Consider the following 15,986-nt stretch of genomic DNA (forward strand, 5'->3'; position numbering starts at 1 on the left):
AGACATTGCTGGATAACGTCCAGTTTGAATTGCATACTGTACTTTGCCATAAAAAACCCCGAAAGTTTGTGTCCAACTTTCGGGGGGCAGTTCAGCGACGCGAGCCTGAGAAAATGCCGATGGCGGCGTTGCAGCTCCTTGCCGTACTAGTCGTACTGTCATCGTCGCTGCGCCTTGCCCTCGACATTTTCAGCCTCGCTTGGCCCGGTGGGCCTGTGCGGGCGACTGGGGTTTTAATCCGTTTTGCAGGTTCGCTGGTAGCGTAGGGACACTAACTGAACGGCATTAGCCCGCGCGCCGGTTTTTCATAAAGCCGTGCTTGTTCTCCCGTCATCGCTGTCCTAAGCTGTCTGCTGAAGTTTTCTACAACTGCTGACAAGGAGAACATCATGGCGTATGTCGATGGATTCGTGGTGCCGGTGCCCAGCGACCGGCTGGAAGACTACCTGACCATGTCGCGTGCCTGCGGCGCCATCTGGCGCGACCACGGTGCGCTGGAATACCGCGAATGCGTGGCCGACGATGTCAAGCCGGGCAAGTGGACCTCGTTCCCGCAGGCGGTCGACCTGCAGGACGGCGAAGTGGTGATCTTTTCCTGGATCGTCTACGAATCGCGCGCCCGCCGCGACGAGATCAACGACAAGGTGATGAAAGATCCGCGCATGAAGGAGAACATGGACCCGGCCAATCTGCCGTTCGACGGCAAGCGCATGGTCTATGGCGGCTACGAGATGCGCATCGATCTCTAGATCAATTCTGCCACCATCGCCCCGCGCAGCGCATTGCACACCACGATCTGCTGCGCTTGATCCAGCATGGCACGCGTGATGATGCTTTCCTGCGCATCCCAGGCGGCATCGGCCAGCATGGCCGCGCGCTGCACCCCGGGCAGCAGGCCGCAGGATAACGGCGGCGTATGCCAGCGGCCGTCCAGCCGGACGAACACATTGCTGCGCCCGCCCTCGGTCAGCTCACCCCTCTCGTTAAAGAACAGCATGTCGAAGCAGCCGTGTGCTTCCGCCGCGCGCCAGGCGGCGTCGTAGCGGGCGCGCACGCTGCTTTTATGGCGCAGGAACAGGTCGCTACTTTCCGTTGCCTCGGGCGCCAGCATCACCCTGACGGTGGCGGGCAGCGGCGCCAGCGCGCCGCTTTGCACGCTGAACACGCCGTCGTGCCGCAATGCCAGGCGCAGGCGGAACGGCAGGTCGTCAAGCCGCCCGGCGCAGGCAGCCTGCAGCGCGGCGGCCGCGGCGCTTTCATCCCAGGCAAAGCCGAAGTACGCGCTTGACGCGCCCAGCCGCGCCAGGTGGCGCGCCTGCTGGCGGCAGCCATCGATGCGGCTGGCATGCAGCGTCTCGAACAGTTCGAAGTCGTTCGCCAACCCTGTCAGGAAGCGCGCCTTGAGCAGGCATTCCGCGTATTCGTCTTGCGCCACGCTGTCATGCACGATGCCGGCGCCGACGCCAAGTTCACCGCGGCGGATGCCGGTCGCCGGATCAGGCGGCTGCAAGGCCAGGGTACGGATCGGCACCGACATACAGAAGTCGCCCACTGCGTGACCTGTGTCCGCTGGCGGATCGAACCAGCCGATCGCGCCGGTGTACACGCCGCGCGCAGCAGGTTCGAGTTCGGCGATGATTTCCATGCTGCGCCGCTTGGGCGCGCCGGTGATCGAGCCGCACGGGTACAGCGCCTGGAAGATATCGGCCAGGGTCGCGTCCATGCGCAGCCGCGCCTGCACGGTGGAGGTCATCTGCAGCACGCTGCTGTAGCGCTTTACGTCGAACAGGGCCGGCACCTTCACCGTGCCGGTAACGGCGATGCGGCCGATATCGTTGCGCAGCAGGTCGACGATCATCAGGTTTTCGGCGCGGTTCTTCGGATCCTGCGACAGTGCCTGCGCGCGGCGCGCATTTTCTTCGGCTTGATGCTCCGCTGCGGCTGGCGCCGTGCCTTTCATGGGCCGCGCCATCAGCGCTCCTTGCGCATGGCGCACGAACAGTTCGGGCGACAGCGACAGCAGGGCGCCGCCATCGGGCAGCATCAGCAGCGCGCCATACGGCACCGGCTGGCGCGCGCGCAGCCGCGCATACAGGGCGGCCGGCGCGCCAAACGCGTCGAAGCGCAAGCGATACGTGTAATTGACCTGGTAGGTGTCGCCGGCGGCGATATAGTCGTGGATGCGGGCCAGCGCGGCGCTGAACTGCGCCTGGTCGATATTGGCGGTGATGCCCGCGATGCCGGCCGGTACATCGACCGCGCCGGCTTGCGCGGCCAGCCACTGCGCCACTTCATCCTGCGACAAATGCGTGCAGTGCTCGAACAGCAGCACCTGCGCCAGCGGCGGCGCGTCGCCATCAACCGCGCGCGGCGCCATTGCCAGCAAATGCGCGCCCAGTTCGTAGCTGCACACGGCAACGGCATGCAGGCCGCGTTTTAACGCCGCTTGCAGGCCATCGAGCAGTGCCGGCCACTGTTCGCCCGCCTCGCAGTGCAGCACGCCTGCCAGGCCCGTATACAGGCGCGAGCCGGCGCCCGGGCTGGCGGCGTCGTCAAGCAGGGCGTAGCAGTCGGTACCCATGGCAACAGCGGCGATAGGGTCAGCCCAGCAGCATGGCGATTTGCAGCGCCGCTTCCTGGGACGGATTGATCTTGAAGCCGCTCTTGGCGTAGCGGTGCCAGCGGCCGATGACGAAGCTGACCAGCAAGGTGGCGCGCGCCGCCACTTCGCTTTCCTTGCCGTGGCCCTCGGTGGCCGCCACGCGCAAGGCCTGCTTGAGCGACAGTTCCACGCGGTCGTAGAACTGGTTCATGCGCACTTGCAGGCGCTCGTCCTCATTGACCAGCGCGTCGCCGATCAGCACGCGCGTCATGCCCGGATTGCTGATGGCGAAATTGAGCAGCATGCCGACCATGTCGCGCGTCTGCGACAGGCCGTCAGCGTGCTTTTCCGTGATCTGGTTGATCAGGCCGAAGACGCTCGACTCGATGAATTCGATCAGCCCTTCGAACATCTGCGCCTTGCTGGCGAAATGGCGGTACAGCGCCGCTTCGGAGACGGCCAGCCTGGCGGCCAGTGCGGCGGTGGTGATCTTTTCGCCTTTCGGCTGCTCCAGCATTGCGGCGAGGGCCTGAAGAATTTGTAGCCTGCGTTGGCCCGGCGGTGTGCTTGCCATGTTTTCTCTTATAGTTAAAAAAAATGCTGCCTTGAGGGGAGTTCGAAACCGCCGCTAGCGGCCCGCAAGCCGGGATCAGCCGGACAGCGGAGAAGGTCCCCTTCAGCGCAGGCGATGAAGGCGGCGTGCCAAATGCCGGACAGATTTTACTTTGACATCGACATAAGCGGGGCGATTTAACGCTTTTGGCAGCCGCGCCATGCCGATGGGATCGGCCATTTTCAGGTATTGCGTGACCCATGCCGTACGCAAACCGATCTTTTTGGCGCCCTTCAGATTGGCCAGGGTATCTTCAACCAAAATACAACGGCTGGGCTGGATGTGGTGCTTGCGCATCAGTTTTCGCAGCATCAGGGTCGACGGCTTGGGCCGCAGCTGGCGGTGCACATGCATCGCTTCGATCGCCACGTGATGGGTAAAATGCCGGCGCAGCCGCAAATGGCGCATCACATCGCTCGAATAGCGCAGCGGTGCGTTGGTCAGCAAGATCTTGCGGCCGGGCAGGCGCCGCAGCAAGGCGCCCAGTCCCCGCTCGGCGCGTATCATCGACGGCAGGTCGCTGAAGGCATGCGTCTCGCTGAGAAAATGCGCGGCCGGCACTTGGTGGTGCTTGACCATGCCCAGCAAGGTGGCGCCATAGCGGCGCCAGTAGGCCGCGCGCGCCGCATTGACGATGGCGTCGTCGGCCGGCGTCACGCCATCGCCGAGCACGCGCGCAATATATGTATTCATATTGGCCGTGATGAGCGGGAAGATGGCGTGCGAGGCGTTGTGCAGCGTGTTGTCGAGGTCGAACAGCCAGACGGGCGAGGAGCGATTAAGATGGAGCACGGGCACGAGAGTGTTTGCCAATATGTGAAGTTAACGATCAGGAAAACCATGCGACGCCAGATTATAGTGATGTTCTGCGGATTATTCTTGCTGCCGCTGCCGGCAGCCTTTGCCGAAGCGCCTTTGGTGGCCGTCAACCGCGGTGCGCTGTTCAAGGTGCAGGACGCTGGCCACACTCTGTACCTGTTCGGCACCATCCATGTCGGCGCGCCCGATTTTTATCCGCTGGAGCCTACCGTCACGCGCGCCTTGCACGAGGCCGGCGCGCTGGCGCTGGAGATCGACCCCACCGCCGATCCGCGCCTGGCCGCCAGCGCCGTGTTCAAATACGGCATGGACGCGCCGGGCGGCAAGCTGGCTGCCGACTGCCGCCAGAGCCTGGCACCGCGCGTGGCACCGCTGTTGCAGAAATACGGCATTGCGCCCGAGGCGGCGGCGCCGATGAAGCCGTGGATGCTGGCCAGCGTGCTGGCCATCAGCGAATTTTCCACGCTCGGCTACCGCACCGACCTGGCCGTCGACACTTACTTGTCGCAGCAGGCCAAGCAGCGCCGCATCCCGGTGCTGGAACTGGAATCGATGGAAAGCCAGCTGGCGCTGTTCGGCGGCATGACGCAGGAAGATCAATGCCGCTTCCTCGAAGACAGCATAGCGTCGATCGAGGACAAGGATCAAAAAGAAGAAGCGCGCGAAATCGCCGACGCCTGGCGCACCGCCGATTCAGCCGCCTTCGAGCGCCTGGCCGCCAAAGCCGCCACCGACCCCTCGTTCGCCGCCCGCTTCGTGCAAAAAGTGTTGCTCGATGGCCGCAACCCGAAACTCGCCGACGGCATCGCCAACCTGCTCAAGCAGGAAAAGTCCAGCCTGGCCGCCATCGGCGTGCTGCACCTGGTGGGCAAGCAAAGCGTCCCCGACCTCCTGCGCAAGAAGGGCCTGAAGGTAGAGCGGATTTATTGAGTTGGATTCAGCTCAGCCGCGCAACACAGGCGGCAGAGTAGATGGAAAAATGTTCAGGACAAGGCGCCGAGCCGAAGACAGTACGAATGTACGGCGAGGCGAGGCAACGCAGTCATGGACGTTTTTTCAGATACGGATCGAAGCTGATGGTGCCCTTGACGTGGATCGAACACGTGGCCTCTCCCTTACCAAGGGAGTGCTCTACCACTGAGCTACAAGGGCAAATTGAAAGCGGCGCCAGGTGAGTGCGCCGCCATGCTGCTCGCGATGTCTCGCGTTTTTTTTAGTGCGAACGGATCATAGTACCAAAAGCCTGTTCGGTCAACACTTCCAGCAACAATGAGTGTTCAATGCGGCCATCGATGATGTGCACCGTGTTCACGCCGGACTTGGCGGCGTCGAGCGCGGACGAGATTTTTGGCAGCATGCCGCCCGAAATCGTGCCGTCGGCGAACATCTCGTCAATCTCGCGCGCCGACAGGTCGGTCACCAGGTTGCCCTGCTTGTCCTGCACGCCGGCGATATTGGTCATCATGATCAGCTTTTCCGCTTTCAGGATTTCCGCGATCTTGCCGGCCACCACATCGGCGTTGATGTTGTAGGCCTGGCCGTCCTGGCCGAAACCGATCGGCGAGATGATGGGAATGAAAGCGTCGTCCTGCAGCGCCTTGACGACGGCCGGATTGATGGCGTCGATCTCGCCGACGAAACCGATGTCGAGGAACTCGCCCGGTTTTTCGCGGTCAGGCATCTGCATGCGGCGCGCGCGGATCAAGCCGCCGTCCTTGCCGGTCAGGCCGACAGCCTGGCCGCCGTAATGGTTGATCAGCATGACGATGTCCTGTTGCACTTCGCCGCCCAGCACCCACTCCACCACTTCCATGGTTTCTTCGTCGGTAATGCGCATGCCTTGCACGAAGGTGCCTTGCTTGCCGATTTTTTTCAGCGCATTGTCGATCTGCGGTCCGCCGCCGTGCACCACCACCGGGTTCATGCCGACCAGCTTGAGCAGGATCACGTCGCGCGCGAAGCCGTGCTTGAGGCGCTCGTCGGTCATGGCATTGCCACCGTATTTGATGACGATGGTCTTGCCGTGGAAATTACGGATGTAGGGCAGGGCCTCGGCCAGAATCTGCGCCTTGATTTGCGGCGATACGGCCGTCAAGTCGTCATTCGTGTCCAGGTTCAATTTAGCGAGTTGATTCATGGCGAGTCCGGAAAAAAGATAGGGTGGATTTTACAGGGAAGACGAAAATCCTGGAGGCATTATAGGACGATCCTGTTGTATTTTCCCTGGCGATCCTATAGTCTGGCCCGATATGCATGCCAGCCAGCCTTTTTACTGCCAGTTACACCTGCCTCGCGCGAAGAACCGGCGTCTCACACAGTTATCAATTCAATAGTATCCATGAGCATCTGCACACTTTGCGGCGCTACTTTCAGCTGTGGCCAGGCCGACCCATCAGCCAGCGGACCGTGCTGGTGTACGGCCCTGCCACCGGCGGTGCCCATGCCCGTGCCGCTGCCCGGCAGCACCGCCACCGGCTGCTGGTGCCCTGCCTGCCTGCGCGCGCATATTGCCGGCTTGCCGGTGCCGCCGACTGGCACTTCGCCAGCGAAATAAGCGCGGCCACTGGCGGTTTCCTTTGCATTTGATCTTGCCTTGGCCGGGGCAACCCCCTCAGACTGCGCTATTGAGAGTTTCTTTTAGGAAATAGTCATGCGTTTCAGGGATATCCGCATCGGCGTGCGCATCAATGCGGGCTACGCCATTCTGATCGTGCTGATGCTGGTAGTGATCGTGCTGTCGGGCAGCCGCATCTATGCCATCCGCGCCGAGACCGACGATATCCTGCAGCGCGAATGGGTCGCCTCCAAGGCGACGGGCAAGATCCATGCAATGGCGCGCGAAGCGGCCACCCGCATCGTCAGCCTGCCGATCCTGCAAAGCGAGGCGCTGCGGCGGGAAAACCAGGCCCGCCTGGAAGCGATCAAGGAGGGCATCGATGGCCAGATGCGGATCCTCGAAAGCCTCGATGCGCGTGCCGAAGAAAGGCAGCTGCTGCAGCAGATCCGCCGCGCGCGCGCCGACTACTTTTTGGCGCTGCGCCAGATCTTCGGCCAGGTGGCGCGTAGCGAACATGCGGATGCCGAAACGACCTTGCAGACCAGCGCCTTGCCGATGCTCGAGCAGGTGCTGCTGTACGTGGGCCAGCTCGACGGCCTGCAGCAACGGCAGATCAGCGACAGCGCGGCGCGCATCCGCAGTGATATCGATACCTCCTTGTTGCTGATGGGCGGCATCGGCCTGGCGGCGCTGCTGGTGGGCCTGGCGTTTGCCTGGTCGGCGCGCTCGATCACGCGCCCGCTGGGACAGGCGGTGGCGATCGCCACGCGCGTGGCCAATGGCGACCTGAGTTCCGTGATCGACGTCGATTCGCGTGACGAGACGGGCGAACTGATGCAGGCGCTGAAGAACATGAGCATCAGCCTGGCGCTGGAGCAGGACCTGCGCCATGCGGTGGAGGTGGCCGAAGATGCGACCAAGATGAAGTCCGATTTTCTCGCCAATATGTCGCATGAAATCCGCACGCCGATGAACGGCATTATCGGCATGACCCACCTGGCGCTGCAGACGGAGCTGACGCCGACCCAGCGCAACTACCTCGACAAGGTCGAGTCGGCGTCGAAGAACCTGCTGGCCATCATCGACGACATCCTCGACTTTTCCAAGATCGAGGCCGGCAAGATGACGTTCGAGCGGGTTGATTTTTTCCTTGAAGACGTGCTGGCGCAGATCGCCGACCTGTCCGTGATGCGGGCCCAGGACAAGGGCCTGGAACTGCTGTTCGATGTGGCCGCCGACGTGCCCAATGCGCTGCAGGGCGATCCGCTGCGCCTTGGCCAGGTGCTGATCAACCTGACCAACAACGCCATCAAGTTTACCGAGAAGGGCGAGATCGTCGTCACCATTCGCCTGCGCCAGCTGGAAGACCATGCGGCCGTGCTGCGGGTCGACGTGCGCGACACCGGCATTGGCCTGACGCCGCCCCAGCGCAGCAAATTGTTCCAGGCATTTACCCAGGCCGATACCTCGACCACGCGCCACCATGGCGGCACGGGCCTGGGGCTGACCATCAGCAAGCGCCTGGTGGAAATGATGGAAGGCGAGATAGGCCTCGACAGCGAAGCGGGCGTGGGCAGCACCTTTTTCTTTACGGCCCGCTTCGGCCTGGCCGCCGTGCGCCGCGACCAGCTGCCGCATCGGCAACCGCTGCCGCCGCAATTTGCCGGGCTGCGCATGCTGGTGGTCGACGACAACCCCAGCGCGCGCGAGATTTTCGTCAGCATGCTCACGGCGCTCGGCTTCGAGGCGCGCGCCGTCAGCGGTGGCGTGCTGGCCATCGCTGCGGTGGAGCAGGCACGCGCCGAAGGACGCCCGTTCGGCCTGCTGCTGATGGACTGGAAAATGCCGGGCATGAATGGCCTCGATGCGCTGGCAGGCATCCGCGCGGAAGCGAAGGGCATCGACACCACGCCGGCCTGCATCATGGTCACGGCGTATCATCGCGAGGCGCTGCTGGAGGCGGCGCGCCAGCGCGAGCTGCCGTTGGACGGCGTGTTGAACAAGCCGGTCAGCGCCTCGACCCTGCTCGACCAGATTGCCTTTGTGTTTGGCGGCGTCACCGGGCAAAGCCGCAAGACGCAGCGCCAGAGCAGCTACAAGGAAGACGAACGCGCCTTGCGCGGCGCCTGGTTGCTGCTGGTGGAAGACAATGAGGTGAACCAGGAAGTGGCGCAGCAGATATTGAGCGACGCCGGCATCCGCGTCGACATCGCCGGCAACGGCGCCATCGCGCTGGCGAAAATCGCCGAAAACAGGTATGACGGGGTGCTGATGGATTGCCAGATGCCGGTGATGGACGGCTACCAAGCCACGCGCAAGCTGCGCCAGGACCCCCGCTATTCGAACCTGCCGGTGATCGCCATGACGGCCAACGCGATGGTCGGCGACAAGGAGAAATGCCTGGACGCGGGCATGAACGATTTCATCGCCAAGCCGATCGACGTGGCGCAGTTGTTCGGCACCCTGGCGCGCTGGGTGGCCCCAAGCGCGCCGCACGATGTGGCGGTGCCAGTCGCGCAGCCGGAAGCTGCCTTGCCGGTGGTGCCGGGATTGATGATGGCCGAGGCCTTGCGCCGTGTGGGCGGCAATGCCGGTTTGATGCGAAAATTGCTGGAGCGCTTTGTGGAAACCCAGTTCGACACCATGCCGCGCATCGCTGCCGCGATCGAGAACAATCAGCTGGAAACGGCGATCAGGGAAGCCCATACCCTGAAGGGACTGGCCGGCAATATCGGCGCTGGCGGCCTGGCCGACAGCGCGGCGCGGGTCGAGCACTTGCTCAGTCTCGGTTCGCATGACGGCTTGCCGCAGGCGCTGGAAGCGTGCACCCTGGCGCTTGATGAACTGGTGCCGAAGATCGCGCAAGCGATGCAGGAAAGGACCGCGCCAAAGCAGGGTGCGGCGGTGGCGGCAGTCGATCGCGCGCAGTTGGAAACGCGCTTGCGCGAGCTGTCGCAATTACTGCTGCAGGACGATGCGCAGGCGGTGAAGCATCTCGACGGCATTGCGCCGATGCTGGTGGCGGCCGGCCAGGCCGAACATGCGCGCCAGTTGAAACGCATGCTGGGGCAATACGATTTTGAAGGTGCGCTGGCGCAGCTGGGCGAAGTGGCCACCGCGCTCGATGTGACACTGCAGACAGGACAAACAGGATAGACACATGAAGGCATTGAACAGCAAGCCGACCATCCTGGTGGTTGACGACACCCCCGACAATATCGACCTGCTGCGCGCGGTGCTCGAAGATGATTACCGCACCAAGATCGCCGTCAATGGCGAGCGCGCCCTGAAGATCGCCGCAGGCAGCGACCAGCCCGATTTGATCCTGCTCGACATCATGATGCCCGGCATGAGCGGCTACGACGTGTGCCGCGCGCTGAAAGCCGATCCGGCCACCGCCAATATCCCCGTCATTTTTGTGACCGCCATGAGCGAGGTGGCCGACGAGCAGCTGGGCCTGGCGCTGGGCGCCGTCGATTACATTACCAAGCCGATTTCGGCGCCGCTGGTGCTGGCGCGCATCAAGACGCAGCTGGGCATGAAGCGCATGCAGGACTTTTTGCGCGACCAGAACCATTACCTGGAAAGCGAAGTGGAACGCCGGGTGCAGGAGGTGGCGGCGCTGCAGGACGTTACCATCCACGCCATGGCCTCATTGGCCGAAACGCGCGACAGCGAAACGGGCAACCATATCCGCCGCACTTCGCATTATCTGAAAGCGCTGGCCGAGCAGGTGCGCCATTTGCCGAGTTTCCGCGATTTTTTGACCGACAAGAATATCGAACTGCTGTTCAAGACGGCGCCCCTGCACGATATCGGCAAGGTCGGCATCCCCGACCATATCCTGCTGAAACCAGGCCGCTTCGAGCCGCATGAAATGGCCATCATGAAGACCCATACCACCCTGGGGCGCGACGCCATCCTGGCGGCCGAGCGTGAGCTGGGCATCGAGGTCGATTTTTTGAAGTACGCAAAAGAGATCGCCTACAGCCACCATGAAAAATGGGACGGCAGCGGCTATCCGCTGGGCCTGGCCGGCGAACAGATCCCCGTCTCGGCGCGTTTGATGGCGCTGGCCGACGTCTACGACGCGCTCATTTCCTGCCGCATCTACAAGGACGGCATGCGCCACGAAGAGGCCGTGAAAATCATCGCGCAAGGGCGCGGTACGCATTTTGACGCCGACATCGTCGACGCCTTTCTGCGCATCCAGGACCAGTTCCAGGCCATCGCCAGCCGCTACGCCGATGGCGTGCGCGAGGTGACGGACAAGCAGTGCCAGCTTGCGGCGTTCAGCCCAGGGTCGTAAAGAAGCGCATCATTTCGCGGCTGGCGTCCGGCCCCTTGCCGTCGGTATAGCTGCCGCTGTTGCTGCCGCCCGACCAGGCGTGGCCGGCGCCGTGGATCACCCAGTATTCGCCGAGCGGCGAGCCGTCGGCCTGGCTGTGCGTGGTGCGCGTGTAGCTGTGGCCATTGGGCACGCTGCCGTCGATCGAGTCGGCTGTCGCATCCTGGCCGCGCACCGCTTGCGCAATCACTTCTTCGCCATTGCGCAGGTTGACGGTGGTGTCGCGGTCGCCGTGGAAAACGATGATCGGCACGCCGCCTTCGGGCGCCTGGCGCCTGGACATGGCGCCGCCTTTCATGGCCGACAGCGCCGACGGCAAGTCCTGCGCCGAAGCGAAGGGCAGGCCCGAATGCACGCCGACGCCGGCAAACAGTTCCGGATACAGGGTGCCGACAATGACGGCCATGGCGCCGCCCGCCGACAGGCCGGCAACGAACACTTCGCGTTCATTGACCGGATACTCTTCGATGATCTGCTGGGCGATGCCGGCGATCAGCGACGGTTCGCCCTGGTCGCGCTGCTGATCGATCGCATTGAACCAGTTCCAGCAGCGCGAGCTGTTGGCGCCCTGGGTTTGCGCCGGGTAGACCACGAAGCACTGCTTTTCCTCGGCCACCGCATTCATCTGCGTGCCGGCGGCAAAGTCGTCGGGATTTTGCGTGCAGCCGTGCAGCATCACGATCAGCGGCATCGCCTGGCCATGGTAGCTGCTGGGGATATACAGCTTGTACGAGCGCGTACCCGCATGGTTGGCATAGCTGCCGTCGATGAACTGCGCGCCTTCGGGAAGAGGGGCGCGGCTCGCTGCCGGGCCGCCGAAACCGGGGATGCCGGACGGCTGGAAATTCGGCATCTCGAAGCTGGGCATGTCGAAGCTGTGCTGGCCCAGGCCGGCCGGCACGCCCAGGCGTGCCATGAAGTCCTGGGCAAATTCCTGCGCCGCCTGCGCCGGCGAGGGCGGCACCGGGGCCGCTTGTGCCTGAGTCGCTTCCGGCTGCGAAGCTTTCGCCTGGCTGTTCGCCGGCGGCGGATTGATATCCTGCATCGGGCGTTGTTGCGGCGTGCCTGCCGCCTGCGGCGCAGGCGTTGCTGCACCTGCGGACGGCATCAGGCCGGCGGCCGACAGCGCGTTCTGGATCGCTTCGGTGGCGGCCTGCGGGCCGTTGTTGCCCATCAGCTTGCTGGTGGCGGCGCGCATTTGCGCCATCATGTCGTGCGGTAGTTTCATGGCAGTCCTTAACTGTTGCTTGGGTTTGCGCAACCGGTCCGGCAACTTGCCGCCACCGTCGCGCTAGTGAATTCGCCCTGCGAGAGCCGTCTTGACGACCGTGCTGGCGTGCAGGGCACCTAATACAAAAATCGATTCGATGGTGGCCAGGGCCAGTTCCACCGATACGTCGCTGGCAATGCTGGCCAGCCCCAGTACCTGTATTTGCAGCCGCTGTCCGGCAGCCTGTATCGCCTCGAGGTCGGCGCGTGAATAGTGCTGCATCCCCAATACCAGGCTGCGCCGCGCCACCGTCTGCTTCACTACGTCAGCGTGCGTGCCCAACTGGTTGCGTATCGCCGTACGGATCAGGTCCGTGCGGTTGGAATAAAATCCCTCCTGTACCAGCAGGTCAATCTGGCCCAGGTCGATCAGGCCCAGGTTGATGGTAATTTTTTCCGATTCCCCGATTTTGGGCTTGTTCTCTTGCGTGGCCATATCGCTCCATAAACTCCATGTGGCATCCAATTGCCATCTGTATGGATGGTAGTATAGGCCTGAATTAATGTCAGTCAAGTCTTTCCTGTCTGATTTTGGCTGGGGTTGTTGTCCTACAGAATGTGAAATACGCGTAAAAAAGTGTGCACTCTTATTGATCCGGCAGTATTTTCGGCAACGCCAACGTCGCCCGTTTCGCGGCATAATGCAGTTCCCGTACAAAGATGCCCTTCCTTCATATGGTCGATATCGCGCCAGTCGTTTCCCCAGCCCTGTCCACGCCGGTGCCGTCGCCCTGCGTCAGCCTGTGCAAGATGAACCGCAACAGCGGCTTGTGCGAGGGCTGCCTGCGCACGCTCGACGAGATCATCGCCTGGAGCAAGGCCGACGACGACTTCAAGCGCGCCGTCTGGGCCCAGCTGCCAGGGCGCGAGTCGCTGCTCGATTTCGAACCCGATTACTGAGAACGCGATGAAGCTGCTGCCCGACTCCATCGAAGTGTTCGAGCGCGGCTGGCTATCGTCGAACAATATCGTGCTGCACGGCCGCGATGAGGTGGCGCTGATCGACAGCGGCTATGTCACGCACGCGCCGCAGACGCTGGCGCTGCTGCGCCACAGCCTGCAGGGGCGGCCTTTGGCCCGCCTGTTCAATACCCATCTGCATTCGGACCATTGCGGCGGCAATGCGCTGCTGCAGGCCGAATACGGCTGCCACACATCGATTACCGTGTCGGAAGCGGACAAGGTGCGCGCCTGGGATACCGATGCGCTCAGCTTCAGGGCCACCGGCCAGCAATGCCCGCGCTTCGGTTTTGACGCCACCGTCGCTCCCGGCGACACCCTCGTCCTGGCCGACATGGCCTGGCAGGCGCTGGGCGCGCCTGGCCACGATCCCCATTCATTGATTTTTTACTGCGCCGAGGAAGGCATCCTGGTGTCGGCCGACGCGCTGTGGGAAAACGGCTTTGGCGTGATCTTTCCGGAGCTGGAAGGCGAATCGGGTTTTGCCGAGGCGCGCGCCACGCTGGAGCTGATCGCCGGCCTCGATATCCGTGTCGTCATCCCGGGTCATGGGCGGCCGTTTGCCGATGCGAAGGGAGCGTTGGCACGCGCTTTTTCACGCCTCGATTACTTGTCGTCGGAACCGGCGCGCAATGCGCAAAATGCGGTGAAAGTGCTGTTGAAGTTCCTGCTGCTTGAGCGCCAGCGTATCGCCTTGGCCGAGGTGCCGGCCTTGCTGGACAATATGCCGCTGTTCCGCGAGGCGAACCGCCGCTTCCTGCACCAGGAAGTCAATGCCCTGGCCGAGTGGGCGGTGGCGCAACTGCTCAAGGCCGATGCGGCGCGCGTGGATGGCGCTGATTTGATTAACTAGGCGCCTTTCGCCGGCACTTTTTCAGCCCAGGCACGTCCTTGCGCATCGAGCACCTGGCGCCGCTCGGGCGCCACCAGCGGCAACAGCTGCGCGCGCGTGGTACGGTCGATCGTGCACGAGATGGCTTTGACGCGCTTGCCGAATGAACGTTTCAGCACGCAGTCAAATTCATATGCGCCAGCCGCGTCCTCATAGCCTTGTTCGAGCAATTCCGGCAGCGCGCTGGCATAGCGCGCCACGGTCTGCGCCGAAACGCTCTTGTAGCCGGGATCGAAGGCGCCAGCCTGGTGGCTGTAGCGCACGGCGTCCTTCAGGCTTTTGAAGGCGGCGGCATTCTTCTGGATATTGGCGATGCCCGGCGGCAGCGTGCTTTGCGTATCGCCCGCATTCTTGCCGCTGGCACTCGTCTCGATCACGCTCCAGCCGCTGTCGCCCGTCAGTTTTTCTTCATGGCAGGCCAGCAGGTTGCTGGCAACGGCAGCGCGGTTACGGATCGCCTCGCGGTCGCCACCGTCGGCTTCGCGGCCATTGGTTTGCAGCCAGTTCTTATAGGTGGCGGCGGCCTTGCCGCCAGTCAGGATGTCGCAATCGCTGAGATCGAGTTCGGCGGCGTGAGTGAATGGCGCGATGGCCGACAGCAGCAGGGCCGCAATACAGCTTGTGGAAAGGGCAGTCATGGAGGCTCGACAAATCTGTTGGGGATGGCTGCAAATCATACCTTCATGCAATACCAAAACAGCAATATCTTTCTATCGTGCGCATGCCTTGCGCCCTGCTGGCAAAGGCTGGCAGTGGAAGCGGGCCTCTACAGCCTGCAGGAAAAAAATCAGCACGCTCGTACTTTTTTCGTCTTATAATCGACCGACGCATCTTCGATCAATCCACTTTCAGCGAGTCCGCCATGGCATTGCCTGCAGCACTGCAAAACCTGTCCCTTCCCGTTATCGCCTCGCCGATGTTTATCGCCAGCGGCCCGGCCCTTGTTGCGGCGCAGTGCAAGGCCGGCATCGTCGGCTCGTTCCCGGCATTGAACGCGCGCCCGGCCGAACTGCTCGACACCTGGCTGACCGACCTGCAAGCCGAACTGGCCGCCTTCCAGGTGGCCAATCCTGACAAAAAAGTTGGGCCGATCGCCGTCAACCAGATCGTGCACCAGTCGAACGACCGCCTCGCGCATGACGTGGAAGTGTGCGTCAAGCATCGTGTGCCCATCATCATTTCATCCTTGCGCGCGCCACCGAAAGAAATGCTCGACGCCATCCACAGTTATGGCGGCATCGTGCTGCACGACGTGATCTCGATCCGCCACGCCAAAAAGGCGCTGGAGGCGGGCGTCGACGGCCTGATCCTGGTGGCCACTGGCGCCGGCGGCCATGCGGGCACCCTGTCGCCGTTCGCGCTGGTGGGTGAAGTGCGCAAGTTCTTCGACGGTCCGCTGGCACTGTCAGGCTCGATCGCCACCGGCGACGCCGTGCTCGCTGCGCAGGCGATGGGCGCCGACTTTGCGTATATCGGTTCGCGCTGGCTGGCAACGCAGGAATCGAACGTCAGCGACGGCTACCGCGACGCCATCGTCGATTCGAGCGCGGCCGACATCGTCTACACCAACCTGTTTACCGGCGTGCACGGTAACTACCTGAAAAAGTCGATCGAGGCGGCCGGGCTGGACCCGGAAGCGCTGCCGGAAGCGGACAAGACGGCGATGAATTTCGGCTCTGGCAGCGCCAAGGCCTGGCGCGATATCTGGGGCGCCGGCCAGGGCGTGGGCTTGATGGACGATGTACCGACGGTGGCCGAGATGGTGGATCGTTTGACGGCCGAATACGAGGCGGCGCGCGCGCGGTTGAAGCTGTAGACCCAACGGCAAATACTGGGGTCGGACTGAGCTAGCCCGGATTTGATGGAGGGTCACTAATTTGAGAAAATAGTGACATCCAGAGGAATCCATCATGACCAAGAAGCCAT

General features: G+C 62.9%; 16 protein-coding genes and 1 tRNA gene. 9 read left to right on the forward strand and 8 right to left on the reverse strand.

What is annotated here, in order from left to right; genetic code table 11:
• Together AC0Z42_RS29380 and AC0Z42_RS29385 are read left to right on the forward strand one after the other, a co-directional pair.
• Positions 1-266 (forward strand): hypothetical protein (locus AC0Z42_RS29380; protein ID WP_485471593.1); only part of this gene is annotated, 266 nt, incomplete at its 5' end.
• Between the two features lie 123 nt (positions 267-389).
• Complete coding sequence (locus tag AC0Z42_RS29385) at positions 390-749, forward strand: DUF1428 domain-containing protein (protein ID WP_485471594.1); 360 nt, start codon at positions 390-392, stop codon at positions 747-749.
• Here the strand turns inward: AC0Z42_RS29385 and pabB are convergent.
• From pabB to AC0Z42_RS29400, 3 genes are all read right to left on the reverse strand, one after another.
• Entirely contained in the window at positions 746-2,581 is a 1,836-nt protein-coding gene (gene pabB, locus AC0Z42_RS29390) for an aminodeoxychorismate synthase component I (protein ID WP_485471595.1), read from the reverse strand. The two genes, AC0Z42_RS29385 and pabB, sit on opposite strands and share 4 nt — an antisense overlap.
• 19 nt (positions 2,582-2,600) lie before the next feature.
• Complete coding sequence (gene slmA, locus AC0Z42_RS29395) at positions 2,601-3,176, reverse strand: nucleoid occlusion factor SlmA (RefSeq protein ID WP_485471596.1); 576 nt, start codon at positions 3,174-3,176, stop codon at positions 2,601-2,603.
• 102 nt (positions 3,177-3,278) lie between these two features.
• Positions 3,279-4,013, reverse strand: a complete 735-nt coding sequence (locus AC0Z42_RS29400; RefSeq protein WP_485471597.1) for an HAD-IA family hydrolase — start codon at positions 4,011-4,013, stop codon at positions 3,279-3,281.
• A 42-nt stretch (positions 4,014-4,055) separates the two neighbouring features.
• Between AC0Z42_RS29400 and AC0Z42_RS29405 the strand changes: the two genes are divergently transcribed.
• Positions 4,056-4,964: a TraB/GumN family protein gene (locus AC0Z42_RS29405; protein ID WP_485471598.1), complete on the forward strand. Its 909-nt coding sequence runs from the start codon at positions 4,056-4,058 to the stop codon at positions 4,962-4,964.
• A 147-nt stretch (positions 4,965-5,111) separates the two neighbouring features.
• On the opposite strand, the gene AC0Z42_RS29410 is transcribed toward AC0Z42_RS29405, so the two are convergent.
• A tRNA-Thr gene (locus AC0Z42_RS29410) sits at positions 5,112-5,186 on the reverse strand.
• A 61-nt stretch (positions 5,187-5,247) separates the two neighbouring features.
• Entirely contained in the window at positions 5,248-6,171 is a 924-nt protein-coding gene (argB, locus tag AC0Z42_RS29415; RefSeq protein ID WP_485471599.1) for an acetylglutamate kinase, read from the reverse strand.
• Between the two features lie 201 nt (positions 6,172-6,372).
• Here argB and AC0Z42_RS29420 point away from each other — a divergent pair, with 201 nt between their 5' ends.
• The 3 genes from AC0Z42_RS29420 (at position 6,373) to AC0Z42_RS29430 (ending at position 10,900) form a co-directional block, all read left to right on the forward strand.
• Positions 6,373-6,588: a cysteine-rich CWC family protein gene (locus AC0Z42_RS29420; protein ID WP_485471600.1), complete on the forward strand. Its 216-nt coding sequence runs from the start codon at positions 6,373-6,375 to the stop codon at positions 6,586-6,588.
• A 96-nt stretch (positions 6,589-6,684) separates the two neighbouring features.
• Positions 6,685-9,747, forward strand: a complete 3,063-nt coding sequence (locus tag AC0Z42_RS29425) for a response regulator (protein ID WP_485471601.1) — start codon at positions 6,685-6,687, stop codon at positions 9,745-9,747.
• 4 nt (positions 9,748-9,751) lie between these two features.
• Complete coding sequence (locus AC0Z42_RS29430) at positions 9,752-10,900, forward strand: response regulator (protein ID WP_485471602.1); 1,149 nt, start codon at positions 9,752-9,754, stop codon at positions 10,898-10,900.
• Here AC0Z42_RS29430 and AC0Z42_RS29435 read toward each other — a convergent pair.
• Both AC0Z42_RS29435 and AC0Z42_RS29440 read right to left on the reverse strand, forming a co-directional pair.
• Positions 10,884-12,167, reverse strand: a complete 1,284-nt coding sequence (locus AC0Z42_RS29435; RefSeq protein ID WP_485471603.1) for an extracellular catalytic domain type 1 short-chain-length polyhydroxyalkanoate depolymerase — start codon at positions 12,165-12,167, stop codon at positions 10,884-10,886. The genes AC0Z42_RS29430 and AC0Z42_RS29435 overlap by 17 nt on opposite strands.
• 63 nt (positions 12,168-12,230) lie before the next feature.
• Positions 12,231-12,644 carry a CopG family transcriptional regulator gene (locus AC0Z42_RS29440; RefSeq protein ID WP_485471604.1) on the reverse strand — a complete coding sequence of 138 codons (414 nt, stop codon included), beginning with the start codon at positions 12,642-12,644 and terminating at the stop codon, positions 12,231-12,233.
• Positions 12,645-12,868: 224 nt separating this feature from the next.
• Here AC0Z42_RS29440 and AC0Z42_RS29445 point away from each other — a divergent pair, with 224 nt between their 5' ends.
• On the forward strand, positions 12,869-13,108 hold the full coding sequence (locus tag AC0Z42_RS29445; RefSeq protein ID WP_485471605.1) for a DUF1289 domain-containing protein: 240 nt from the start codon (positions 12,869-12,871) through the stop codon (positions 13,106-13,108).
• Between the two features lie 7 nt (positions 13,109-13,115).
• On the forward strand, positions 13,116-14,021 hold the full coding sequence (locus AC0Z42_RS29450; protein WP_485471606.1) for an MBL fold metallo-hydrolase: 906 nt from the start codon (positions 13,116-13,118) through the stop codon (positions 14,019-14,021).
• Here AC0Z42_RS29450 and AC0Z42_RS29455 read toward each other — a convergent pair.
• Complete coding sequence (locus tag AC0Z42_RS29455; protein ID WP_485471607.1) at positions 14,018-14,698, reverse strand: hypothetical protein; 681 nt, start codon at positions 14,696-14,698, stop codon at positions 14,018-14,020. The genes AC0Z42_RS29450 and AC0Z42_RS29455 overlap by 4 nt on opposite strands.
• A 224-nt stretch (positions 14,699-14,922) precedes the next feature.
• Between AC0Z42_RS29455 and AC0Z42_RS29460 the strand changes: the two genes are divergently transcribed.
• Positions 14,923-15,876 carry an NAD(P)H-dependent flavin oxidoreductase gene (locus tag AC0Z42_RS29460; protein ID WP_485471608.1) on the forward strand — a complete coding sequence of 318 codons (954 nt, stop codon included), beginning with the start codon at positions 14,923-14,925 and terminating at the stop codon, positions 15,874-15,876.
• Positions 15,877-15,986: the final 110 nt, after the last annotated feature.

It is taken from the genome of Janthinobacterium sp. 1L-D-8-B-C4 (assembly GCF_057291295.1).